This is a genomic window from Nostoc sp. DedVER02 (assembly GCF_034530675.2).
Classification (GTDB): domain Bacteria; phylum Cyanobacteriota; class Cyanobacteriia; order Cyanobacteriales; family Nostocaceae; genus Nostoc.
In genome coordinates, this window is the sequence record NZ_JAVRCP020000008.1 from 77,528 (window position 1) to 96,666 (window position 19,139).

The following is a 19,139-nucleotide window of genomic DNA, read 5'->3' on the forward strand; positions in this document are numbered from 1 at the left end:
GACTAACTGAACAAATGATGGATAATGTCTTCTGGGGTTGTGACTTTCCAGCTATGAACGGAAACAAGGTCACTTGAAGGGTAGGATTTGGGTTTAGACTCGTGCAATTTGATTAGCTGGTTGCAGATATTGTCGGGATAAGTTTTTGACTTGCCTTGGGACAAGTCCTTATTAAAGGGTGATTTCCAGAACAACTCCCAAGTTTGGCTTATAGTTGCAGCACTGCATGTACCGGGAGAATTTCCCCCAAAGCAAATACTAGAGTCGTCCCAGACGTTAGGTAGAGGTGGCTTGTACAGTTGCGCGTCTGGTTTAAATACCCTCCCTTTAACTGCCCACAGGTAATATCTACTACCGCATCCAGCAAAGAGGAATGCAGGCATGGGGATAGTAATTACTTTAGTTTCCTGCCCCATAATTTGAATTTGATATTTTTGGGGAGAGTAAAACTGAATAATTGCCTCTCCCTCTGGATTTTTACCCCACCAAATCGTGTTACTAGAAAGCCATCCAGATGTAGCAGTTTTACTTGTGAAGGCTTTCTCTACTGCTTCGGGGGAAAGAAATTTGTACTTAGATTTTTTCCCTTCGTGTTCGACTAAGATAAACTGTCCTTTGAGGATAACTAACTGTGCTAGTAAATCATCTTGGGGAATATTTGCAAGCAGGATTTGCGATATACTTTCTAAGTTAATTATTGGTAATATATTTGTATCTACATTCATGCTTTTGATGCTTGATTCCAAACTTTGACTGCTGCTTTTCGAGCAGGAAGGGATGTTTCTAGCAAGTGGGTAAGCTTATTTGATTTTTCCATCATCGAGATGGCTTCTTTCCACTTGTGACCGAGAAATATGATATTTTCATAAGTCCATTCCAGCCAATCGCTTGTTTCACACGTAACATCTAGCCAGATATTTTCAGTCGAGTAATCTATAATTCGTATGGCTGTATCTAAATATTGAAGAGGACTTTTATAACGACGGCATAGCTTGACAAGTGTCTCGAAGTAAATTTCTTCTGCTAGAGCAATATAATCAGGAGTAAAACCAAAATTTAGTTCCCATTGGCTTATATTGTACCCTTGCCCCATCAACGACAAGAGGAACTTTTCTGAGTATTCTAGTTCCTCGAAATCTTCATACCACCATTCAACTTTTTGTGGTGAGACAGGAATACTATTATGTTCGGAACTAAACTCAATCTCGTCGATATATTCTATTGGGAATAGATTATCATTCACCAGTTGAATGAATTCAATCTCTCTATCCATATAGACACTTGTTGGATGTGATTGTTTATCAATAGGAATGGTTGATTCTAGCCATTGCTCTGGGAATATTTTTTGATACAGACTTAAAATATTTATTCGTTCGGAGAGATTTTCTAGGTAGATAATTGCTGTTAAACAAGTAATGGGTATTTTGAATGATTGTATGTTTGTAAGCATAATTAATCAGCCGCTAAAAGTTATAGCGGCTATAAATTTGTTATTACAGTACGGGATATTTACTCGTGGCAGCAGGTTGATGTTTAAGGCTTCGAGTTACTTTTTCGATGTATGTTTCCCAATTTTGACCGAGCTTGATAGCTTTTTCTATCTCAGGTTGTAGGGTAATTAAATTTTCGAGACTAATTTGATTTTTTATCTCCAGAAGCTTTATCTGCCACCCTAACTTTAGTGCAGGATTTATTTCTTCAGAACTATTTTTCAATTCTCTGAATTGACTCCCCTTAGTACCTGCTTTTTTCACTAAACGAATTGAAACCGTATCATCAGTTGTTTGTCGTTCAATTTCGGCATTAGCATATTCTGGAAAGTAGACGCTAATGGCTGTTTTGAGGGTATTGTTATCAAGAGCGATCGCCTCATCAAGAGGAATTTCTTGTCCTTCGATAATAGCAATGTACTTCATGGTAATTAAAATAGTGACAGTTGGTTGTTAGGCGCGGGTGTTTTGTCTTTATCTTCAGACAGGTTACGCTTTTGTACTTGTCTTGATTGTTCCTGTCTATTCTGATGTATAGTCTGCTTTTCCATCCTTTGCTTGCAGATATCTAACATCTCTGGGAGAGATTTTTCTAAATCCTGTAGCAAGTTATTTATGACAGGATGAGATGTTATCTCAGCAACGTTAATTATCTTAATAATTGGAGGTGCGCCTTTGATTCCAATTGAGACAATTACTGTTTCAGAATTTGGTATTAGTTGAATGGTTATTAAGGTGGTTTTTGTGTCAGAATTGCCTAAATCTATCTCGGTAGATGAATCTTGGTTTATAACTTCAGTGTTTACTAATTCATCTAATGTTTCTTCTAAATCGCTATTCTCCTGAATATCAGGATTAAAATCTCTACTGCTATAACTGTCTTCAAGGTTAGTTACATTCTCGTCAGGTAATATTTGACTGCTCATAATTAAGAGAGATTGGCTAATCTAAATAAGGTGCGGATAGTAATACCTGTCTTGTTAAAAGACTGCCATTTGTAGGCGCATTCGCCTGATTTGTACTTAGGAGAAAGTTGGCTCCAAGTGTCCCATGCTTTAAATAAAATGGGACTGACACTATGAAGTGCCATCCCGACTTGAATCCACGAGTGGTAATCATCTGCAAATCGAGGGTGTATAACTTCAAGTAGTACAAGTGCAGTCTGGATATTTGTCTCGATTGAGGGAATTAAATGAGCGTATCTGTCTACCCCATATCTGCGGTTATATTTTTCTTTGGGTAGGTTAAACTTTCTTGTTTTCTCCTGTTTGGCAAGCATCTGAGCAATTACCCAGTCAGGGGCTATTTCTATTTGGCGCTCAGATGGACTACAGCCAGGAAGCCATCTGTAATTTCTGCCTTCTGGGTGAAAGGAAGGTGGAAGGATTGAGGCTAGATTTTTGCCTCGAAACTCCAAGTGTTCATCCTTCCCAGTTTTGATTTTGCGAGATTTTACTTCCCAAGCTTTTGAATTTGGGATGAGGTATAAGCGTTGGCTGCGATATTTCCTTCCAGAGGTAAATGCAATTGTGGGAGGAAGGTATTTTTGAGCGCGTTCGTGTAACGACTCCGTAGGAGTATCGCACAACGACTCCATAGGAGTATCGCGTGCTTCGACGGGTGTTAGCTGGTTAAGTTCTTCTGGTTCTGTATGTTCGTTAATTTGGATAATTTGTCGCCAGGAGGTTTCGCCGTCGCAGTCAATAGCTACTAAGTACCCTTGGGGATGATTGGAACCGCATACCAAGGCTACACCAGTGGGGGTGATCAATCTGTTGTTTGTCCAAACTTTTAGACGGCGGCGGACGAGTTCGGCTTGTAGTTCTCTGGGAGAATAAGTATTTTTTTCCCATTCTTTTCCTAGAGGACGTTTACCAAAGGTGGGGACGATTCGCCATTCTTCGGGTAAGTTGTCAAGCGAAGATACCAAATGACGAATTTGGGCGTGCATGAATTCATGTGGCTAATTATTTCGATAATTCATGCACGGATGCGTTAGTGACTGTAGTGGTTTAATATTATGATTACGGTGCTAACTGATGGCCTGCTTCTACTAGCTTGGCAAGGGTATTTTGGTCAAACGCTTTGATACTGGATACAAATTGTTGCCACTGCTGCCATTTCTCCTTTGAGTAATCATGATTGGGATCAAAGTTGCAGACTTCACAGAATTTATGAAAGTCAGCATTCCAATGAAACGTGCAAATGCCTGTTATTAAATAACTGATTTCTTGGTCGCTCATGAGTGATATTTTAGCTTCTGATTTCTGTTTTAAGCCAGCCTTTGGTTCAGAGCATTTTCGACTTGATAAGTTCCAAGAGTACAGTTTGTATTGAAGGGAAACGTAGGAAATTCAAGATAATTATTCATGGTTTTTGTTACCTTGCACAGTACCATTATCCCGTCCCTACCCTTTTTTTCTTGATTATGATAGTAGCTGATAATCTCAAACTCATTATTACCAGCTTCAAATCTGCTTCCTGTATATTGGGAGATAGCTTTTTTCCAGTCTGGCTGCCAGAGCATGAGTGTATCTATTGCCATTGCTCTAACAACCGGGTTATCTAATTTAATCAGGATATCTGGTAAGTAATGGCATTGTTTGGCAATTACCTCTCGTGCGTAATTTATTAGCCAATACTCGGCTTCTTTTAAGAGAGCTTTTGATTCGAGATTTTGGCACACTTCATCGTAAACTTTAGACATTAAATATGCCCTTTGTTCAAAAACCATCCCATTAGTTCGTAATTTTAAGTCTGATGGATAATTAATCATCAAATCAGCAAGCTCGTCACTGATTTGAGGGAGAGTATATTTTTCATTATCTTGCTCTTTGGGATGGGATATTTTTACTTCATATCCTAAATTGACAGCATGATTGATAATAAAGTCGATGCTATTAGACTCAACAAAATCTCCTAACTTAAAATCTGTTTCTAGGAGGAGATAAGTTGGTGCATGGAGAATTTGAAACCGTTTAGGATTTTGACTTGAATCGGCTAATAGTTCGATATACATTGCTTATTCTCACAAACTTTCATAAATCTTGTGCGTAAGCGATGTATGTGGTTTAATTACTGAAAAAATAATCCTACCCAAGATGGGTAGGATTATCTTAATTATTGATTCATCGTTCTTGTTTTTGTAGGATTGATTATTTCCTCCAGTAGAGATAGCCCAATTGATTTAAATAGTGCTTTGTTATCATCAGGGCAGCGTTGAATTGTTGTACAAGATGAGCAGCCGTATTTGCAAGGGCAATTATCTACTAGAAACTTTGCCTTCATAAAAGCAGTTTCTAAATACTTGATGAGAGTATCGCACATACCTGTACCGTGTTCGCATGTATCGAAGAAATAGCCTACTATGTTATGATTTGATGGTACTTCGATTAACAGAAAATCGATATCTCGACTGTTTGCCCCATGTTCGACAAGTGGTAAACTGAGCATGAGTTGGTGTGCGAGAGTATGAACGCAAATCTGAGTTTCATTGCTTTCAAATAGCTGTTTTTCTTCATTGGAAATATATTTCTGTTTGTTGAGTATCTCTTTTCGGAGATTTTTGACGATAGCTGAAAAATAGTTTCTTGCATTAGCGTTAATTTCAACCCTAACGCAGAATGTATTGTAGTTAAGAGCAAATGCTTCCTTGTATTTATTTTCCTCCAATAGTTCGACAAATTCTCGTTCAATAAGTTGGGTATTGCAAGCAGGACAAGTTTGTATGTGTCCGGGTAAATTTAAATTGAAGTTGCGACATCTGTTATTAGTACAAGTCCATTTTTGTTCCAGCCTGTACAAGTTGTACCCGTAAATTTCTTCTTTGATTTTGGCTGAAACAGGTGTAAATCTAGCTGCGCCTTGGGAAAGATTGATAATTTTGGCTTCCCCTGCAATTTTGATTTCCTCGAAATTTAGGCTTCCTTCGGGACGACTAAATAGGTTGGTTGCCTCAATTGGCTTGAGAATTGCTTTCCCTTCGGTTAAATTTAGCTCTTGTGATTTATACTGTACGGGGTTGCCGTCAAAGTCTTGAGCAAGATATATGGCACCAAGGTAAACTTCTCGTAGCGCAGATGATGCCGAACTTTCCTCAAACTCTTCCGCGCTATCTTGATTGATATAACTGATGTTTTGGTCAGTGTTGCCTCTGAATTTAATTTTTGAGTGGACATAACCAAGGTTTCGATTAGTTGTCAGTTTTTGGTTATAACTGAAAATTAGTTGATTATTACCGATTAGCTGTCGTGCGATGCCTGCGGCGGGCGTAGCCATCGCATCGCCAGAAGTACCAAAATGCCGTGCAATTTGAGCTTGTGTCGGTTTACTTTCTTTGCAACAGGCGAGAATGTGCTGCTCCAAAATCGTTTCATAATTGTGGTTAAAGTTGATAATTTCTGGAGGGTCAGATAAGAGACGTTCCGGGTGATTGGCGTAGTAAGAGTCCATAATCGACCTTTTCGACGGTATAAATACTAATAGCCCTGCTTCTTGCCTGCCTGCACGTCCCGCTCTTTGGCGAAAGGCAAGAATTGAGCCTGGGTAACTATGTACGATAGTTGCATCAATAGACCCGATATCCAGACCCGCTTCTAAAGCACTTGTGGATATAATGAACTTGACCTTCCCGCCCTGTATATCTGCAATAATTTTGTTACGCTGATTTGCCTTCATGCTGCCATAAAATGCTGAGATGCTTTCTCCCAAGTGAGGCAATTGCATCTCTACTAAAGCTTTACGAATGGCATTAGTTAAAACCTTTACCAGTTCTCTACTATCGCAGAAACAAATCCCGACTATTCCTTTAGTTACGAGCATCGCTGCAACTTGGGCAGTTTGGTAAAGAGTATTGTTTCGTGCTTTGAGGCTAAGGAAAGTAATCTCCGAGCGTTTTGCCCCACTTTGGTCGATAATAGCAAGGTTGCTTTGTTCTACTCGATTGGATATCTTCTGGGCAATTTCGCTGCTGTTACTAATTGTTGCAGAAGCGAATATGTACTGCAATTTAGAAATATTGTTACCAGCAGATTCTATCATTAATTGAGTTCGCCGATTAAGTAGGGCAAAGTGTGAACCGAATATGCCTTGATAGAAATGCGCTTCATCACAGACTATGATTGAGATTTTTCTAATTGTTTCTCTAAATCCCCAATTTGAGTCAAACTGATAGTTGTTCAGTTCGTGGTTCCATACATCGGGTGTCACGCATAAAATCGAGGGTTGATGGCTGTAAAGTTGTTTGCGCTCCTGGGGAGGAATATCACCATTAATATTGAGAACTTGGGGGCGAACTTCTTCATCTAGGTGACTAACAAACGAGCGGATTTTCTCTACCTGGTCAAATGCAAGTGCTTTTAAGTTAAAGAATACTAAAGCTGATTTACCTTTTAGGCACTCGTGAACGATTGGAATTAAAAAGGAGATACTTTTACCACTACTGGTAGGAGTTTGGAGAATGATATCTTCCCCTTTTTTGTAAGCTTCCCATGCTTCGACTTGATGAGAATATAGTTGGGTAATTCCTGACTGACTCAGGGCATATTTAACTAGAGGGTGAATATCATCTGGTATGGGACAAAGTTTAGCTTCTTGAGCAGGAATTACATCGCAACTTTGTAGTTTTCCTGAGCCATCAAGAATAGCTGCTATTTCTTGGTAGAGAATACTTTTACCTGTTGGTGCTTGGTTAAGAGGTAATAAATTACCGCTATTTACCTCCTGCTCCCAGTCAAAAATAATTTGATTTACACTTCCCTTTTTGAAGTAAAGATTTTTCTCGATGATAGCAGCGATATGGATAACACCATGTTCTTTAGAATAAACCTGTTTATTTGCTTGTAACCATTCAATCTGGGTCATAAAAAGTTACCTACTTGCTGTTTTAGCAGGTAGGCGTTAGTCAAAAGTAGTGGTTTTTGTTATTGCCAACAGCAATGAAGTAGCGTAGGTGTCGCAGTTCCATAGTTTTGATATTTTATAAGTCTCAAATATTCATAAATATATATTGGACATGTCAAAAATTGCTACTTATGATACTCATACATGGAAATCATAGGAAGATGTAACTATGTCGGAGAATTTAAGAAGCCAAGTTGTGACCCAAGGAGTGCAGCGATCGCCAAATCGAGCTATGCTGCGGGCAGTTGGTTTTAAAGATGAAGATTTTAATAAAGCTATTGTCGGTGTTGCCAACGGTTACAGCACCATCACCCCCTGTAATATGGGGATAAATGAACTGGCGCTCATAGCGGAGACTGGGATTAAAACCGCCGGGGCGATGCCGCAAATGTTTGGCACAATAACCATCAGTGATGGGATTTCGATGGGAACAGAAGGGATGAAATATTCCCTAGTATCGCGGGAAGTCATTGCAGACTCGATTGAAACCGCCTGTACTGGGCAAAGTATGGATGGTGTGCTAGCCATTGGTGGCTGTGATAAGAATATGCCAGGGGCAATGTTAGCGATCGCGCGGATGAATATCCCTGCAATATTCGTTTACGGTGGCACAATTAAACCCGGTCACTATAACGGACGTGATTTGACTGTTGTCAGTTCTTTTGAAGCTGTTGGTCAATACAGTGCCGGAAAAATTGACGACAAGGAACTATTAGAAGTCGAAAGTCGAGCTTGTCCTGGCGCTGGTTCCTGTGGGGGAATGTTCACAGCTAACACCATGTCTTCAGCATTTGAAGCGCTGGGGATGAGTTTACCCTATTCTTCGACAATGGCGGCAGAAGATGCCGAAAAAGCCGACAGCACGGAAAAATCAGCTTTTGTGTTAGTCGAAGCCATTCGTAAACAAATCTTACCCCGGCAAATTATCACCCGCAAATCTATAGAAAATGCCATATCTGTAATTATGGCGGTGGGTGGTTCGACCAATGCAGTATTGCATTTTTTAGCGATCGCCCGCGCTGCTAACGTAGACTTAACCCTGGATGACTTTGAAACAATCCGCGCCCGTGTTCCCGTTTTGTGCGATCTAAAACCAAGTGGTAAATATGTAGCTACAGATTTGCACAAAGCTGGTGGCATTCCGCAAGTCATGAAAATGCTACTCGTACATGACTTATTGCATGGTGATAGCCTCACCATCACGGGTCAAACCATTGCAGAGATATTGGCAGATATCCCAGAAGAACCATCAGCTAATCAAGATGTGATTCGGACTTGGAATAACCCGATGTATCCCCAAGGACATTTAGCCATCCTTAGAGGTAATCTGGCAACCTCCGGGGCTGTCGCCAAAATTACCGGGGTGAAAAAACCAGTAATTACCGGGCCTGCACGGGTGTTTGAGTCGGAAGAAGCCTCTTTAGATGCAATTTTGGCGGGTAAAATTCAAGCTGGTGATATTTTGGTTATCCGCTACGAAGGGCCCAAGGGTGGCCCTGGAATGCGAGAAATGTTGGCTCCCACTTCGGCAATTATCGGGGCTGGTTTGGGTGATGCGGTGGGATTAATTACCGATGGGCGCTTTTCTGGTGGTACTTACGGGATGGTGGTTGGTCATGTTGCTCCAGAAGCAGCAGTGGGTGGTGCGATCGCTCTTGTAGAAGAAGGCGATAGCATTACTATTGATGCACCCGCTCGTTTATTGCAGTTGAATATATCCGAAGAAGAATTAGCCCGTCGTCGTGCTAATTGGCAACCTCCTGCACCACGTTACACTAAAGGCGTGTTGGCGAAGTATGCCAAGTTGGTATCTTCTAGCAGTCTTGGGGCTGTGACAGATTTGGACTTGTTCAATAACTAGTTATTAAAGTTTTGAGAAGTGAGGAGCCAGAATAAAGATGCCTCCTAGCTCTCTACTTCAGGCTAGATTCAGCGCTATTGACAAGCTTCTTTAGATTTAAAGAAGGGCAAATGCTTTTGGCGTTAATGAGATTTTTCCTTTAGTACTATAAGTGTTTACAAGCTGCTTTAAACGTTCAACAGCATTGTCCTGAAGGATGAAATAGTTAGCTTGGTTACTGATAATCAGCGATAGCTCAGTTGCCCATTGCTCATAGTTAGAACTACCAATAATACCGATAGAAGACTGAATATAATTAACAAGAATGCTGTTATTGAGACCAAAGCCACCTTCACCCCAGATGCAAGCACATTGCAGCAAATACTCGTAGTCCGCGAATACTTGAAACTGGAGGTTCCATCTAGGAGCATTGCTTCGGTAGTGGACAAAACCATTGCTGTCGAATATCTCTTGTTGCCATAGAAGCTGCTGTAAAGAGCAGCAATTGCTAGGCGAAACAAACGGCTGACCCTGGCGAATAACACTACCATTGCGGATGACATCGCGGCGGCGCTGCTGTCTTGCCATGCTGTATCGGATATTGGGATGTTGTTCAAAGTACTGCCGCATTGAGGCAACGAATTCAGGAGCTATACTGTTGTCATCGTCCAGGTATGAAACAATGTTACCACCAGCTGCATCTAGTCCCAAGTTTCGAGCGTAGCACAAGCCAAAGCCACTGTTCGGTTCAGGGTGTTCCATTTCAATGTAACTGATGGGAAAATCAGCTCTTGCCTTAATGCTGTTGATGATATCTTTGGTATCACCATTAGCCCCATCATTGATGACGATCCACTCGAAATTGCGGTCAGTTTGACTTTGAATGCTTGGCAGTGCAGTAGATGCAAGCTGCATAGGTCTATTGTAGGTTGCAGTGATGATTGATAGTTTCAAAACTCTATACCTCTATCAGTTGATTGCGTTATTGTTGAATCGATCGCAGTTTGAATTTGCTGCCATCTTGCTACGTCCTCGTTTGTTATACCCCTGGCGGTTTCTATTTGATTACTTGCAAGAGTTAGCCGAATCAGCGTTAGCTTTTCATTGGTTCTGGCAACAGTTAAACTTTGCGTGGTGCTATTGAAGCTAATCTGGTAGTTACTGCCTTCTAAGACAAATAGGTTTTCTTTTTCTGTGCGAATGGATTGAGGATAGGCAGTTGCTTGCTGCCCAAAGAACAGTCTAGCTATGGGGGCAATTATAGTAGCGCGTTGCATCTGTTCTTGCTGTAATTGCTGATAGTTCCATTTCCCAAGTTCTATGCCCAAATCCATTTTTACCAAACGTTCTACTAGTATTGCCATTTCTATCGGGCCAACACCTCCAGGGACGGGCGTAATGTTCTGGGGGATGCTGTAAGCACTGCGGTCTACATCGCCAGCAGCACCAGAAGCAGTAGGTGTAAAGCCACCATCGACAACCAAGCGATGAGAGGGGAGTACATAGTCCGTGAAAATTCCTCGTCTTCCGGTGACTGATACTACAATGTCAGCATCTTGAGTTCTAGTCAGGTCATCGCCGTCTTCCAAACAGAAACAACTGATTCTGCTTGCTTCTAAATATTTGATGACACCATTACCCACAAAGCCACCTCCGCCTACAACTGCAACATTGGAATCCCTTTGTGCGTAGGATTCAACAATTCTGGCGATTCCTTCAGCAGTAGCACAACTTTCAAAGAAATTGTTGCTTTGTCTGCGGACGATATCTATATCTTTTTGTGGCTCTAATAGCCCAATTGAGCTTGTAAACTTAGCTGGAATTGGATATTGAACAATAGCAGCAGTCACCTTGCCGTCTTCATTAATGGATTGGATAATGCCGTCAAATTGCTCTACTGCGATATTGGGTGACAGCACAATATAATTGGGAGTAATGCCAATAGCGTTGAAAATAGCTACTTTTTGTTCTGCTGAGATTCTGGCTGCTTCATATCTAGCTCTTAATTCATTGCTGGCATTTTCTGAAGCCTCAAATCTGATGATTACTACTTCTTTTTGAGATGCTTGAAATATGGATTTGTATTTTTGACATTCTTGCTTGACGTGTTCTCGTATTAACTGTCCATCTATGAGCGTCATTTAATATGGCGTTAAATTTGATGAAGAAAATTGTCTGGTACAAACAATTTTCTGAATTTATAATAGGATTTGTTGGAATTAGGTAGGGCGTTTGGTGATTTCACCAACTTCTTTGCCGTTGCAGGAAACCCAGTTGGTGACATAGCGTTCAGTGTCATGGAAGCCACTAAATTCAATACTGTTATCAGAACACTTCTCTTGGAACCATTGTTGTGCTTCTTGTTCTGTATTGAATGTTCTAGCAGCGACTTCTTCTACTGGAATCTTCCAGTTTGTATTACCATACAAATCGCAAACATAATGTGTCATATCTGTTACTCCTTTAACAATATCTAAAGACTACTATGACAATTTTAAATCAACAACAGCAGGCTGAATTAATTATTCAACAAGCTTGCAAGGAAAATTTTACTGATAGCGAGAAAGCTATTTACGATGACTTTATTCTGGAAGCGGGGGTAAAAAACCCAGCCAAGATGACTGAGGCTACTGCTGATGCTTTAATTAGATACCTTGATGGCTGCGAAGCATCTAACGAGTTTGTTGCTAATGTAGTAAATCGCCTCGCGCAAGTTGCCCCTGCTCATATCATGACCAAGGTTCTTCTTAGTGATAATGACAGCGATGGTGTGCCTTTATACGAAGAATTAAAACTTGGAACAAAGGTTACGGAATTTGATACCTCTTTTGAAATAGCGGCTGCAAGACAAAGGCAATATCAATTTTCTCCAACTCGGAATTGCGATATGGAGTTGTAAGTATAACCCATTACTAAGTAATCATCTGTAGTGGGTATGAGATTGTTATTCTCTAAAACGACTGAAAATAGAAATTAACCAGTTGCTACACAGGGGTAGACACTTACTCTTAGCTCGAAGTAAGTGTCTTAGAGGCTTTCCTCAAAGGCGCGCGAGTAGCAACGGAACAGAAAACCGGGATAAGAAAATAAACTCAAGAAAATTGCTAAAACCCTTGCCATATATACATAGCTGAAATCCACGCCATTAGTATATTTGTTCGTATCGGTATCGAACACCTACCGCTTCAAAGATACAAAGGTGGAGACTATATATAAAACAACCTTCCTTACAAACTATGCTGTTCATCCTCGCGTAGGTTTATGTTGGTCTTCTTTTTTTTGTTTTTAATTTTTACTTTTTTAATTTGAGTTCCATAAATATTTCGGCTATTTCATTGTCATTATATTTATTAATTTCTTGAAATCCATATTTTTCAAAAATCTTCCTGGCTGCAATAGACTTTCTCATTGTATCCAATCTTAATATATGTAATTCGTTTTTGTTGGCATTCAATAATAAATGTTCCATTAATAATGTACCTATTCCTTTACCCTGATATAAAGGTAAAACAAAGTACCTTTTAATCTCTCCTGTTTTATCTATTTTGTTTAATATCTTTAATCCAATACTTCCAATTACTGCGGCATCTTTCCTCATAATCCAGAAATTTCCCCCTTGACTTTGGTATATATTTTCAATATTCCTTATATCCAACTGTAAGCCAGTTGGCTCAAATTTATATCCTCTGTACGAATACATTATTTCCAAAAATTCTTCCAAACTAGTCTGGAATTCGGAACTGTATGAGATTAATTCCATTTGTTCAAAGGGAGTTGTCATGGGTTACGTTTTAGAAGAATTTAACCTAAGTCAGTCACATCACGGCTTCTAGTTTTACTAGGGAATAAATCAACTTTACTAGGGCTGCTCTTGTTATCCCCTAGTACCTGACTATTACTAGGGCTGACCCGGATTCATGGGGTTTTATCTATGCTAAAAGCAAATGCTGCTCTTAGGCAGAATTTCAATGTAAATCAATTCTTGGCCGACTATGCACCAAATTATACTTTGACTGAACCTGATGGCAAAGTCACAAGTCTAAACCAGCTTTACAATAGAAGAATTAAAAACGGGAAATCCTCGAAATAAACCTGACATCAGGCATGATAGTGTCGATAAAAAAAGCTTCAGCTAAACTCTGTACAATAAATTATTAGTCCTTACTGCATCTGGTTCACCATATCAATAAATGTCAGATCAAAAAGCACTCCTAATCGAACTGCTCCGTGCGGCGTACGCAGCCTTCAACGCACGAGACATTGACGCTGCCCTTGCCCTCATGACTCCAGACGTGGTTTGGCCGAGAGCGTTCAAAGGCGGTTTTGTCCGTGGGCCTGAAGAAGTTCGCGCTTACTGGACGGAGCAATGGAGCGAGATCAATGGGCACGTCGAGCCGGTTTCCTTTTACTCGGAGGAGGCCGGGCGCATTTTGGTCGATGTGCATCAGGTAGTGCGTGACTTGGATGGAGCAGTTCTTGCCGATGAGCACGTGGGCCATCGATTCACCCTTGAACACGGCTTGATTCAAGCTATGGAAGTCTGTCCACTTCCATCGTCCACCACAAAGGCCTAACCACGCGCAAAGAGCGAACAGGCATCAGCGGGCGGCCTTCTTCTGTATATTGAGTATAAAAAATTGCGCTACTGTTAATCGCAAGCGCATTCCCGATCATGTACAGCGATCGCAATACTCCCAGCCCAAATAATCAGGCGATTTCCCTGTAAGTTTAACTTTGGAAAATTACCCCAGTGTCCTGATCTTCATCCCAAAACCACCAACCTTGGGATAGTTCAGAAAGAACGCGCATTAGTGCTAATTGTTGGTGTGTGATTTCACCACCGCCATAGCTGACGTTGCTAGTGCCATCCCATGATTTAAGAATTGATGCTAAATTGTATCCATTGCCCATAATCCAACTAGCGTAGAAGCAGTCTTTGGATATTTCTTCCATGATGGCTAGCAGTTCAAGGGCGGCATCGGGATTGGGTGATTTTAGGGCTTCGAGTGCAAGGCGGAGGTTTTCTTCCCTGTCTGCAAGAAACTCCGAAAAAACTGCTCTATTTGATGGTAAATTCTCCTTTTCAAGTGTAATTAATTTTCCATTTACAATCTTGACTGGAGTTATATTTGAGTAATCAGTTCGGTCATCTTCACTTGCCTTTACTTTCATAGCTAAAGGATGCCAGTGGATGCGTTCAATTTTATTGGTCTGAGGATTTGTCCATGTCCAGAATAGTTTGTGAGATGCAGCACCCTTAACTGTAAGATAAGTTCTTTTATGTCGAATGGGATAGTCTACACTTTGCTCTTTTTTGGCTTGAAACAAGGCTTCTATTGATGGATATTCTTCATTAAGATATGCCATTTTACGTGGTGCTGTCGCAGATGTATAACCCGATAGGCTGCTGCTATCACCATCTTTCAAGACTACCAAATTCCATTTGTCGTTTATTGGATTGTGTATCCAAAACTCAACTGATATTGTCTGTACAAACTGATCTAAAATTTGAACTACACAAGGATAGTAAAGTGTGAGTTGTTGGTTGCTATTAGTCATTGCTATTCCATCCATTCGATTGGGGATATGGTTTCCTTTTTAGCGGGAAGTATTTTGACTTCGTAGCCATAAAGAATTAATTCGTGCAGAGTTTCTAATAGTTGTCTGGGTGATATACTGTCCCATTGCTTGCACTCGAAGACATCTTTCAATACATTATCTGGAGCATTAACTACCCAAAGACTGTGAATTTTTATGTTGCTAAATCCCGCACATAATTGAACAATTGGTTGTAGCTCAACTGTTGTTTTTGGTATGTGAATAATTGCTGAACTTATAAGAATTGTTGGTTTTGCTTCTAGATTTTTGGGTGGTAAAAAATCGGGGTCACTGTACCACTGTCCGTCGATTTGGTATGCAATCATTAGGTATGGTAATGCTTTAATCGCATTTATAGTTCCCCATCTGGCAGTTTGTCCTGCGTGAAACCAGATGTAAGAGCCGTTGTGTATCATCATGTACAAGTTTTATGATTTTGACTTGAGGTTTTGCTTGCCTAGCTAATTGATAATTTCGTCTGTGGTAGAAAATTTAGCTACTTTTTCTACCTAAAGAATGATTTCGTATTTGTATGAACACTTAGTTAAAACTCGCCCTTATTAGCCATGTACAGTCAACTTCATGCTCAGGTAAAATACTTTGGATTTTATTGATTGCTGAATTACTCCTAATAACTACCTTTATAAGGTGTGTAATAACTGTGGTGATTCATCTATTAATAGATTAATTTTTATTTAAAAAGTTCAATAATTCATTAGAAATAAAAAGTGCGCCATTATAATTTATGACGCACTTTTATTAAAAATAAAATTATGATTAAGCGTGCTGAAGGATAATATTTATTGCGTCTTGAGTGCTAATTTGATATTGTGTAGCAAGTTTATTCATATTGGCTTCACCATTCGCATGAGCTTTGACAATTGCGCGAATAATATTTGGTGAAACATTAATCTCACAATTTGTAACAACTGGTTTGGGTAAAGTTTGAGAAATGAAGAATTCTTTTCTTCTTAAGAAATGTATTTGACGGTAATGCTCTTTTCTGGGTATCCATTGACAATTTCCGGGAGCAAAGTCACTCTCTAGATCAATACGTGCTATGACTGTTCCTTCGGGTGCTACTCCCATATCTTTTAAGAACTGGGTAAAGTTATCGCGCCAGGATGCATCGACTTCAATTCCGCACCCGCCATGATACTTGTACTGATGGTGGTTCTTGTTATAGCAGATGCGCTTGATGTGTAACCAGGAGTTATACTCGTGGCTTTTGCAGTGTCCGTGGACAGTTTTATCGCTCTTGAGGGTTTCGCGCTGCAAGCATCCGCAGCTTTGTGTAAGCCCTCTTTTTAAGCTATTTTTACTGACATACTTTTGGGTTCCGCAGCTGCATAAGGTAAGGAGTAGTAATTCACCCCTTTTCCCCTTAACTTCTACATCGGATATAACTTTTAGTCTCCCAAAGTTTGCCCCAACTGGGATGGATTCTTTTCTTTTTTTACAACCGCAATTAGTTGACCGACCATTGGTAAGGGTGTGACTGTAGACAAGTTTTTGGGTTCCACAATCACACTGGCATAATACTTGCTTTCCTTGTTTATTTAGTACAATCCAGCTACCGAATTTTTCACTTATATTAATTACTCGTTTTGTAGTCTCCATAAATCATTTTGGTGCCATTACTGCTGGGTTATATATTTAAAACAAGCTGTTTTTCTTGCTCCAGTTCCTTCTTTATCCAGGCAAGTTGCTGTCCAATGGCTAGGTGCTGCATTGGTACTTTTGTTTCGTATCCCTTCGCGTGTAAAATGGGCGTTACCTCCTGTCTGTAAAGCTTGCCTGTCAAAAATACAAACTCTATTTCCACAGACGCAACTTGCATGAGGTTTTCTGCTACTTGTTGCGCCCATAGTATACGTTCCTGGTGAGATAAAGAATAGGGGGATTTGTCGTAGGGTTTGATAATTGTTTCTGGGTTAATAACTTGATGTAATGGTGACAAGATATACCATCTTGAGTCTTGGACTTCTACGTAGCGACGGCACGCTTGAAAGTGCTGGGAATAATATAAGTCTTTGGCGGCAGCAGGGTAGGTAAGCTGCTTGCCACATCCTGCAACCAGGTAGATTTTTTCCTTGGGAGTGAACTTTCTGTAGGTGCTGATCACCAAATTGAGGTTGTGGGCGATTCTTCCCATAGTATGCGTCCGTCCTTTGTTTGTCAGCCGAGGGTCAATCCTATGTCGGTTGAGAACCCTGCAAACATGACAGTTGCACTTTGGCGCACAGTGGGTTGGTATCCGAATTAATTTTTCCTCGTGGCTGACGAACATCCCACCGCCTAGTCCTTCCCGGATAAAAGTTGAACCATCAAAGGATAGTCCCATCTGAATAAAAGCTTTGGCATACTGGGGCGAGCATAATCCAAAAACGTGTAGATGAGCATTTGGCTCGTGCAATGCTCCTGTGGAGTTGCTGTGCGATCGCTCCATTGCACCCGCCTTGTCCTGTCGGACACGCTTCGCGAACGGCGATACTCGTTCCAAGTCACTTCGTGAACGCACAACTTGAGTGATTGTTTTGATAATGTGTAAGTTAATCGAATACTCTCTCGCCTGGGAAACAAGCCCACCGATGCCGAGATGGCGGTATCCCAGTCCCAAAAGATATTTTGCTACTTCAAGGCGTTCACTGAGAGACTGCCCGTGGATGACTGCTAGGGGTATTCTGTTGGGAAGATAACTTTTAGCAAGTTGGATAAATGTTTCTGCTTGTTTAAGGTTGTATTCTTGCCGTTCCCTGATATTTTGCCCTACAAGTAAATGGTCGGGACAAACAATAATATCGCCGATCTTTGAGCGTTCTCGATATCTATGAATAGACCAGTGGGCATCAACATATTTACCGTTTAGAGTGGGGATATCTTGCTCACGGTAGTTAAATGATCCACAGTCATGAATAATGGGACTATCTGGAACAATTTCTGCCTTGATTGCGAGTGAGTATAGCCACCCCACAGGCTGATACTCAAGCAACTGCCAGATTGGAATTTTTTCACCCTTGCTTCTAACAAAATCGCTCTTACCCAATACTGGATAGAAACCTAATTTCATAGTATTTAAACGAGCAGAAGTTGATTTACATTCGTTAAGTTAACCCTCTGCTTGGAAAGGGCTAACTAGTAGATGTCTGTATTTATTTGCAATATTCAGAAGATACTGCCGCCAACGGTTAGATACTCTTGTAGCAAGAGTGCTAATATCACTTGCTGGAATTTCTTCTGCTTCAGTTTCAAAAGCATATCAAAGTGAATCTTGGCGTGATCCTTCATACCATCGAAGTGGATATTGAAGCTAGGATTGAGTTGAAAGTCTTGAATCATATTTTTATCCTTACTGGGGAAAATATAAACACTTGTTTTGTTCTGCTAGCCTATTTGTATGATAGTTATCAAGAATCATTTTCTTAAATTCTTCTCTTGTTGCTTGCAAGTCGCGGAATATTTTGTCAGTAGGATAGAAAAATACCGACTGTTGGCGGCTGTAAAACCAGACCATTTGATTGATACTATAGGTATCATTGCTATCAAGCAGGACGTAACTAATTTGTTGGTAAAAATTTTCTAGAGAGAAGGGACGCTTTTTGGCAGTTGTTCGTACATCGATGAGAGTATTTCCAGCAATTATCTGGCAATCAGCACCTCCAAGATATTCACTTAAAGGATATGAAGCATTGCAGGTAATATTCCCACTTACTTGATTAACTACTGTTTGCCATGTACGGGGTACAATACCGATGAGTTGAGATGTATCTTGGATACTAGGAAGCCATTTTTTGAAGTATTGTGCTTCAAGCTGAAGGGATTTTTCTCCTTGTAGAAAAGGTTGAATAATCTCATGAATATTACGGCTACGAGCATAATTTTCTAATGCACCCAAGAGCATACACTTTAGAGCTTCTTCTTCAAGTGAATTTGAATTTGTAATGGAATAATCGAAGGCATATTCTATTTTGAGGGCTTTTGCTCCAACCTGAGCAAGACAATTAGTAAACCATGTTTGGTCTTCATAGATGTTTCCTAAATACTTGGCAAGGGCTTTGGCGATCGCATTTCCTACTAATGGAAAATCTACTCCATCAACTGGTCTGATAATTTCTTGATTTTCTAATAGCTGGTTATGGCTAGTAATCATCTTGATAACTGTCTGGTTTAGTCTAGAGTCAAACCATCTTCTAATAGGTGAATTTCTATTTTTTAGCTCGGATGTTAAGCTCACTTTTTGGGTTTTCGCTTGAAATACTACATTGAGTATTTGCGTGAGCTTTACGTAGTAATTTTTCCTTTAATCGTGT

The 19,139-nt window shown here is 40.3% G+C and carries 21 protein-coding genes; 3 read left to right on the top strand and 18 right to left on the bottom strand.

The window, feature by feature from the left end:
• Nucleotides 1-2: 2 nt before the first annotated feature.
• The 8 genes from RMZ41_RS11250 to RMZ41_RS11285 all read right to left on the bottom strand — a co-directional run bounded on the left by RMZ41_RS11250 (nucleotide 3) and on the right by RMZ41_RS11285 (nucleotide 7,352).
• Nucleotides 3-725 carry a hypothetical protein gene (locus RMZ41_RS11250; protein ID WP_322641981.1) on the bottom strand — a complete coding sequence of 241 codons (723 nt, stop codon included), beginning with the start codon at nucleotides 723-725 and terminating at the stop codon, nucleotides 3-5.
• Nucleotides 722-1,450: a hypothetical protein gene (locus RMZ41_RS11255; protein WP_322641980.1), complete on the bottom strand. Its 729-nt coding sequence runs from the start codon at nucleotides 1,448-1,450 to the stop codon at nucleotides 722-724. The genes RMZ41_RS11250 and RMZ41_RS11255 overlap by 4 nt, the downstream gene beginning before the upstream one ends.
• Nucleotides 1,451-1,493: 43 nt before the next feature.
• Complete coding sequence (locus RMZ41_RS11260) at nucleotides 1,494-1,916, bottom strand: hypothetical protein (RefSeq protein WP_322641979.1); 423 nt, start codon at nucleotides 1,914-1,916, stop codon at nucleotides 1,494-1,496.
• A gap of 5 nt (nucleotides 1,917-1,921) precedes the next feature.
• The gene (locus RMZ41_RS11265; RefSeq protein ID WP_322641978.1) at nucleotides 1,922-2,416 is read right to left on the bottom strand and encodes a hypothetical protein; all 495 of its coding nucleotides are present in this window, start codon (nucleotides 2,414-2,416) and stop codon (nucleotides 1,922-1,924) included.
• Between the two features lie 2 nt (nucleotides 2,417-2,418).
• On the bottom strand, nucleotides 2,419-3,441 hold the full coding sequence (locus tag RMZ41_RS11270; protein WP_322641977.1) for a bifunctional DNA primase/polymerase: 1,023 nt from the start codon (nucleotides 3,439-3,441) through the stop codon (nucleotides 2,419-2,421).
• Between the two features lie 73 nt (nucleotides 3,442-3,514).
• Nucleotides 3,515-3,733 carry a hypothetical protein gene (locus RMZ41_RS11275; protein WP_322641976.1) on the bottom strand — a complete coding sequence of 73 codons (219 nt, stop codon included), beginning with the start codon at nucleotides 3,731-3,733 and terminating at the stop codon, nucleotides 3,515-3,517.
• A 29-nt stretch (nucleotides 3,734-3,762) separates the two neighbouring features.
• Complete coding sequence (locus RMZ41_RS11280; protein WP_322641975.1) at nucleotides 3,763-4,509, bottom strand: hypothetical protein; 747 nt, start codon at nucleotides 4,507-4,509, stop codon at nucleotides 3,763-3,765.
• Between the two features lie 101 nt (nucleotides 4,510-4,610).
• Nucleotides 4,611-7,352, bottom strand: a complete 2,742-nt coding sequence (locus RMZ41_RS11285; protein ID WP_322641974.1) for a DEAD/DEAH box helicase — start codon at nucleotides 7,350-7,352, stop codon at nucleotides 4,611-4,613.
• Between the two features lie 208 nt (nucleotides 7,353-7,560).
• Here RMZ41_RS11285 and ilvD point away from each other — a divergent pair, with 208 nt between their 5' ends.
• Nucleotides 7,561-9,252 carry a dihydroxy-acid dehydratase gene (gene ilvD, locus RMZ41_RS11290; RefSeq protein ID WP_322641973.1) on the top strand — a complete coding sequence of 564 codons (1,692 nt, stop codon included), beginning with the start codon at nucleotides 7,561-7,563 and terminating at the stop codon, nucleotides 9,250-9,252.
• 96 nt (nucleotides 9,253-9,348) lie between these two features.
• On the opposite strand, the gene RMZ41_RS11295 is transcribed toward ilvD, so the two are convergent.
• From RMZ41_RS11295 to RMZ41_RS11305, 3 genes are all read right to left on the bottom strand, one after another.
• Nucleotides 9,349-10,185 (bottom strand): glycosyltransferase family A protein, encoded by an 837-nt coding sequence (locus RMZ41_RS11295; protein ID WP_322641972.1) that lies wholly within the window; start codon nucleotides 10,183-10,185, stop codon nucleotides 9,349-9,351.
• Nucleotides 10,182-11,372, bottom strand: coding sequence for a bifunctional 5,10-methylenetetrahydrofolate dehydrogenase/5,10-methenyltetrahydrofolate cyclohydrolase (locus RMZ41_RS11300; protein WP_322641971.1), 1,191 nt, complete (start codon nucleotides 11,370-11,372; stop codon nucleotides 10,182-10,184). Before RMZ41_RS11300 ends, RMZ41_RS11295 begins: the two co-directional genes overlap by 4 nt.
• Before the next feature lie 78 nt (nucleotides 11,373-11,450).
• A complete protein-coding gene (locus RMZ41_RS11305; RefSeq protein WP_152591072.1) occupies nucleotides 11,451-11,681 on the bottom strand; it encodes a hypothetical protein in 231 nt (76 codons plus the stop codon).
• Nucleotides 11,682-11,716: 35 nt separating this feature from the next.
• Between RMZ41_RS11305 and RMZ41_RS11310 the strand changes: the two genes are divergently transcribed.
• A complete protein-coding gene (locus RMZ41_RS11310) occupies nucleotides 11,717-12,130 on the top strand; it encodes a hypothetical protein (protein WP_322641970.1) in 414 nt (137 codons plus the stop codon).
• 393 nt (nucleotides 12,131-12,523) lie between these two features.
• On the opposite strand, the gene RMZ41_RS11315 is transcribed toward RMZ41_RS11310, so the two are convergent.
• Nucleotides 12,524-13,012 (bottom strand): GNAT family N-acetyltransferase, encoded by a 489-nt coding sequence (locus RMZ41_RS11315; protein WP_322641969.1) that lies wholly within the window; start codon nucleotides 13,010-13,012, stop codon nucleotides 12,524-12,526.
• 409 nt (nucleotides 13,013-13,421) lie between these two features.
• On the opposite strand from RMZ41_RS11315, the gene RMZ41_RS11320 reads away from it, so the two are divergent.
• Nucleotides 13,422-13,805 (top strand): nuclear transport factor 2 family protein, encoded by a 384-nt coding sequence (locus tag RMZ41_RS11320; RefSeq protein WP_322641968.1) that lies wholly within the window; start codon nucleotides 13,422-13,424, stop codon nucleotides 13,803-13,805.
• 154 nt (nucleotides 13,806-13,959) lie between these two features.
• On the opposite strand, the gene RMZ41_RS11325 is transcribed toward RMZ41_RS11320, so the two are convergent.
• The 6 genes from RMZ41_RS11325 to RMZ41_RS11350 form a co-directional block, all read right to left on the bottom strand.
• Nucleotides 13,960-14,790 (bottom strand): hypothetical protein, encoded by an 831-nt coding sequence (locus RMZ41_RS11325; protein ID WP_322641967.1) that lies wholly within the window; start codon nucleotides 14,788-14,790, stop codon nucleotides 13,960-13,962.
• Nucleotides 14,791-14,792: 2 nt separating this feature from the next.
• Nucleotides 14,793-15,248, bottom strand: coding sequence for a hypothetical protein (locus RMZ41_RS11330; RefSeq protein ID WP_322641966.1), 456 nt, complete (start codon nucleotides 15,246-15,248; stop codon nucleotides 14,793-14,795).
• Nucleotides 15,249-15,606: 358 nt separating this feature from the next.
• A complete protein-coding gene (locus tag RMZ41_RS11335; RefSeq protein WP_322641965.1) occupies nucleotides 15,607-16,449 on the bottom strand; it encodes a hypothetical protein in 843 nt (280 codons plus the stop codon).
• 28 nt (nucleotides 16,450-16,477) lie between these two features.
• Nucleotides 16,478-17,899 carry a DUF6884 domain-containing protein gene (locus tag RMZ41_RS11340; RefSeq protein ID WP_322641964.1) on the bottom strand — a complete coding sequence of 474 codons (1,422 nt, stop codon included), beginning with the start codon at nucleotides 17,897-17,899 and terminating at the stop codon, nucleotides 16,478-16,480.
• A 95-nt stretch (nucleotides 17,900-17,994) separates the two neighbouring features.
• A complete protein-coding gene (locus tag RMZ41_RS11345) occupies nucleotides 17,995-18,168 on the bottom strand; it encodes a hypothetical protein (RefSeq protein ID WP_322641963.1) in 174 nt (57 codons plus the stop codon).
• 10 nt (nucleotides 18,169-18,178) lie between these two features.
• A complete protein-coding gene (locus RMZ41_RS11350) occupies nucleotides 18,179-18,979 on the bottom strand; it encodes a hypothetical protein (RefSeq protein WP_322641962.1) in 801 nt (266 codons plus the stop codon).
• Between the last annotated feature and the right edge of the window lie 160 nt (nucleotides 18,980-19,139).

Bases quoted from the DNA above. Each gene is read 5' to 3' on its own strand.
- RMZ41_RS11250 (WP_322641981.1), bottom strand. From the start codon at position 725: ATGAATGTAGATACAAATATATTACCAATAATTAACTTAGAAAGTATA.
- RMZ41_RS11255 (WP_322641980.1), bottom strand. From the start codon at position 1,450: ATGCTTACAAACATACAATCATTCAAAATACCCATTACTTGTTTAACA.
- RMZ41_RS11260 (WP_322641979.1), bottom strand. From the start codon at position 1,916: ATGAAGTACATTGCTATTATCGAAGGACAAGAAATTCCTCTTGATGAG.
- RMZ41_RS11265 (WP_322641978.1), bottom strand. From the start codon at position 2,416: ATGAGCAGTCAAATATTACCTGACGAGAATGTAACTAACCTTGAAGAC.
- RMZ41_RS11270 (WP_322641977.1), bottom strand. From the start codon at position 3,441: ATGCACGCCCAAATTCGTCATTTGGTATCTTCGCTTGACAACTTACCC.
- RMZ41_RS11275 (WP_322641976.1), bottom strand. From the start codon at position 3,733: ATGAGCGACCAAGAAATCAGTTATTTAATAACAGGCATTTGCACGTTT.
- RMZ41_RS11280 (WP_322641975.1), bottom strand. From the start codon at position 4,509: ATGTATATCGAACTATTAGCCGATTCAAGTCAAAATCCTAAACGGTTT.
- RMZ41_RS11285 (WP_322641974.1), bottom strand. From the start codon at position 7,352: ATGACCCAGATTGAATGGTTACAAGCAAATAAACAGGTTTATTCTAAA.
- ilvD (WP_322641973.1), top strand. From the start codon at position 7,561: ATGTCGGAGAATTTAAGAAGCCAAGTTGTGACCCAAGGAGTGCAGCGA.
- RMZ41_RS11300 (WP_322641971.1), bottom strand. From the start codon at position 11,372: ATGACGCTCATAGATGGACAGTTAATACGAGAACACGTCAAGCAAGAA.
- RMZ41_RS11305 (WP_152591072.1), bottom strand. From the start codon at position 11,681: ATGACACATTATGTTTGCGATTTGTATGGTAATACAAACTGGAAGATT.
- RMZ41_RS11310 (WP_322641970.1), top strand. From the start codon at position 11,717: ATGACAATTTTAAATCAACAACAGCAGGCTGAATTAATTATTCAACAA.
- RMZ41_RS11315 (WP_322641969.1), bottom strand. From the start codon at position 13,012: ATGACAACTCCCTTTGAACAAATGGAATTAATCTCATACAGTTCCGAA.
- RMZ41_RS11320 (WP_322641968.1), top strand. From the start codon at position 13,422: ATGTCAGATCAAAAAGCACTCCTAATCGAACTGCTCCGTGCGGCGTAC.
- RMZ41_RS11325 (WP_322641967.1), bottom strand. From the start codon at position 14,790: ATGACTAATAGCAACCAACAACTCACACTTTACTATCCTTGTGTAGTT.
- RMZ41_RS11330 (WP_322641966.1), bottom strand. From the start codon at position 15,248: ATGATGATACACAACGGCTCTTACATCTGGTTTCACGCAGGACAAACT.
- RMZ41_RS11335 (WP_322641965.1), bottom strand. From the start codon at position 16,449: ATGGAGACTACAAAACGAGTAATTAATATAAGTGAAAAATTCGGTAGC.
- RMZ41_RS11340 (WP_322641964.1), bottom strand. From the start codon at position 17,899: ATGAAATTAGGTTTCTATCCAGTATTGGGTAAGAGCGATTTTGTTAGA.
- RMZ41_RS11345 (WP_322641963.1), bottom strand. From the start codon at position 18,168: ATGATTCAAGACTTTCAACTCAATCCTAGCTTCAATATCCACTTCGAT.
- RMZ41_RS11350 (WP_322641962.1), bottom strand. From the start codon at position 18,979: ATGATTACTAGCCATAACCAGCTATTAGAAAATCAAGAAATTATCAGA.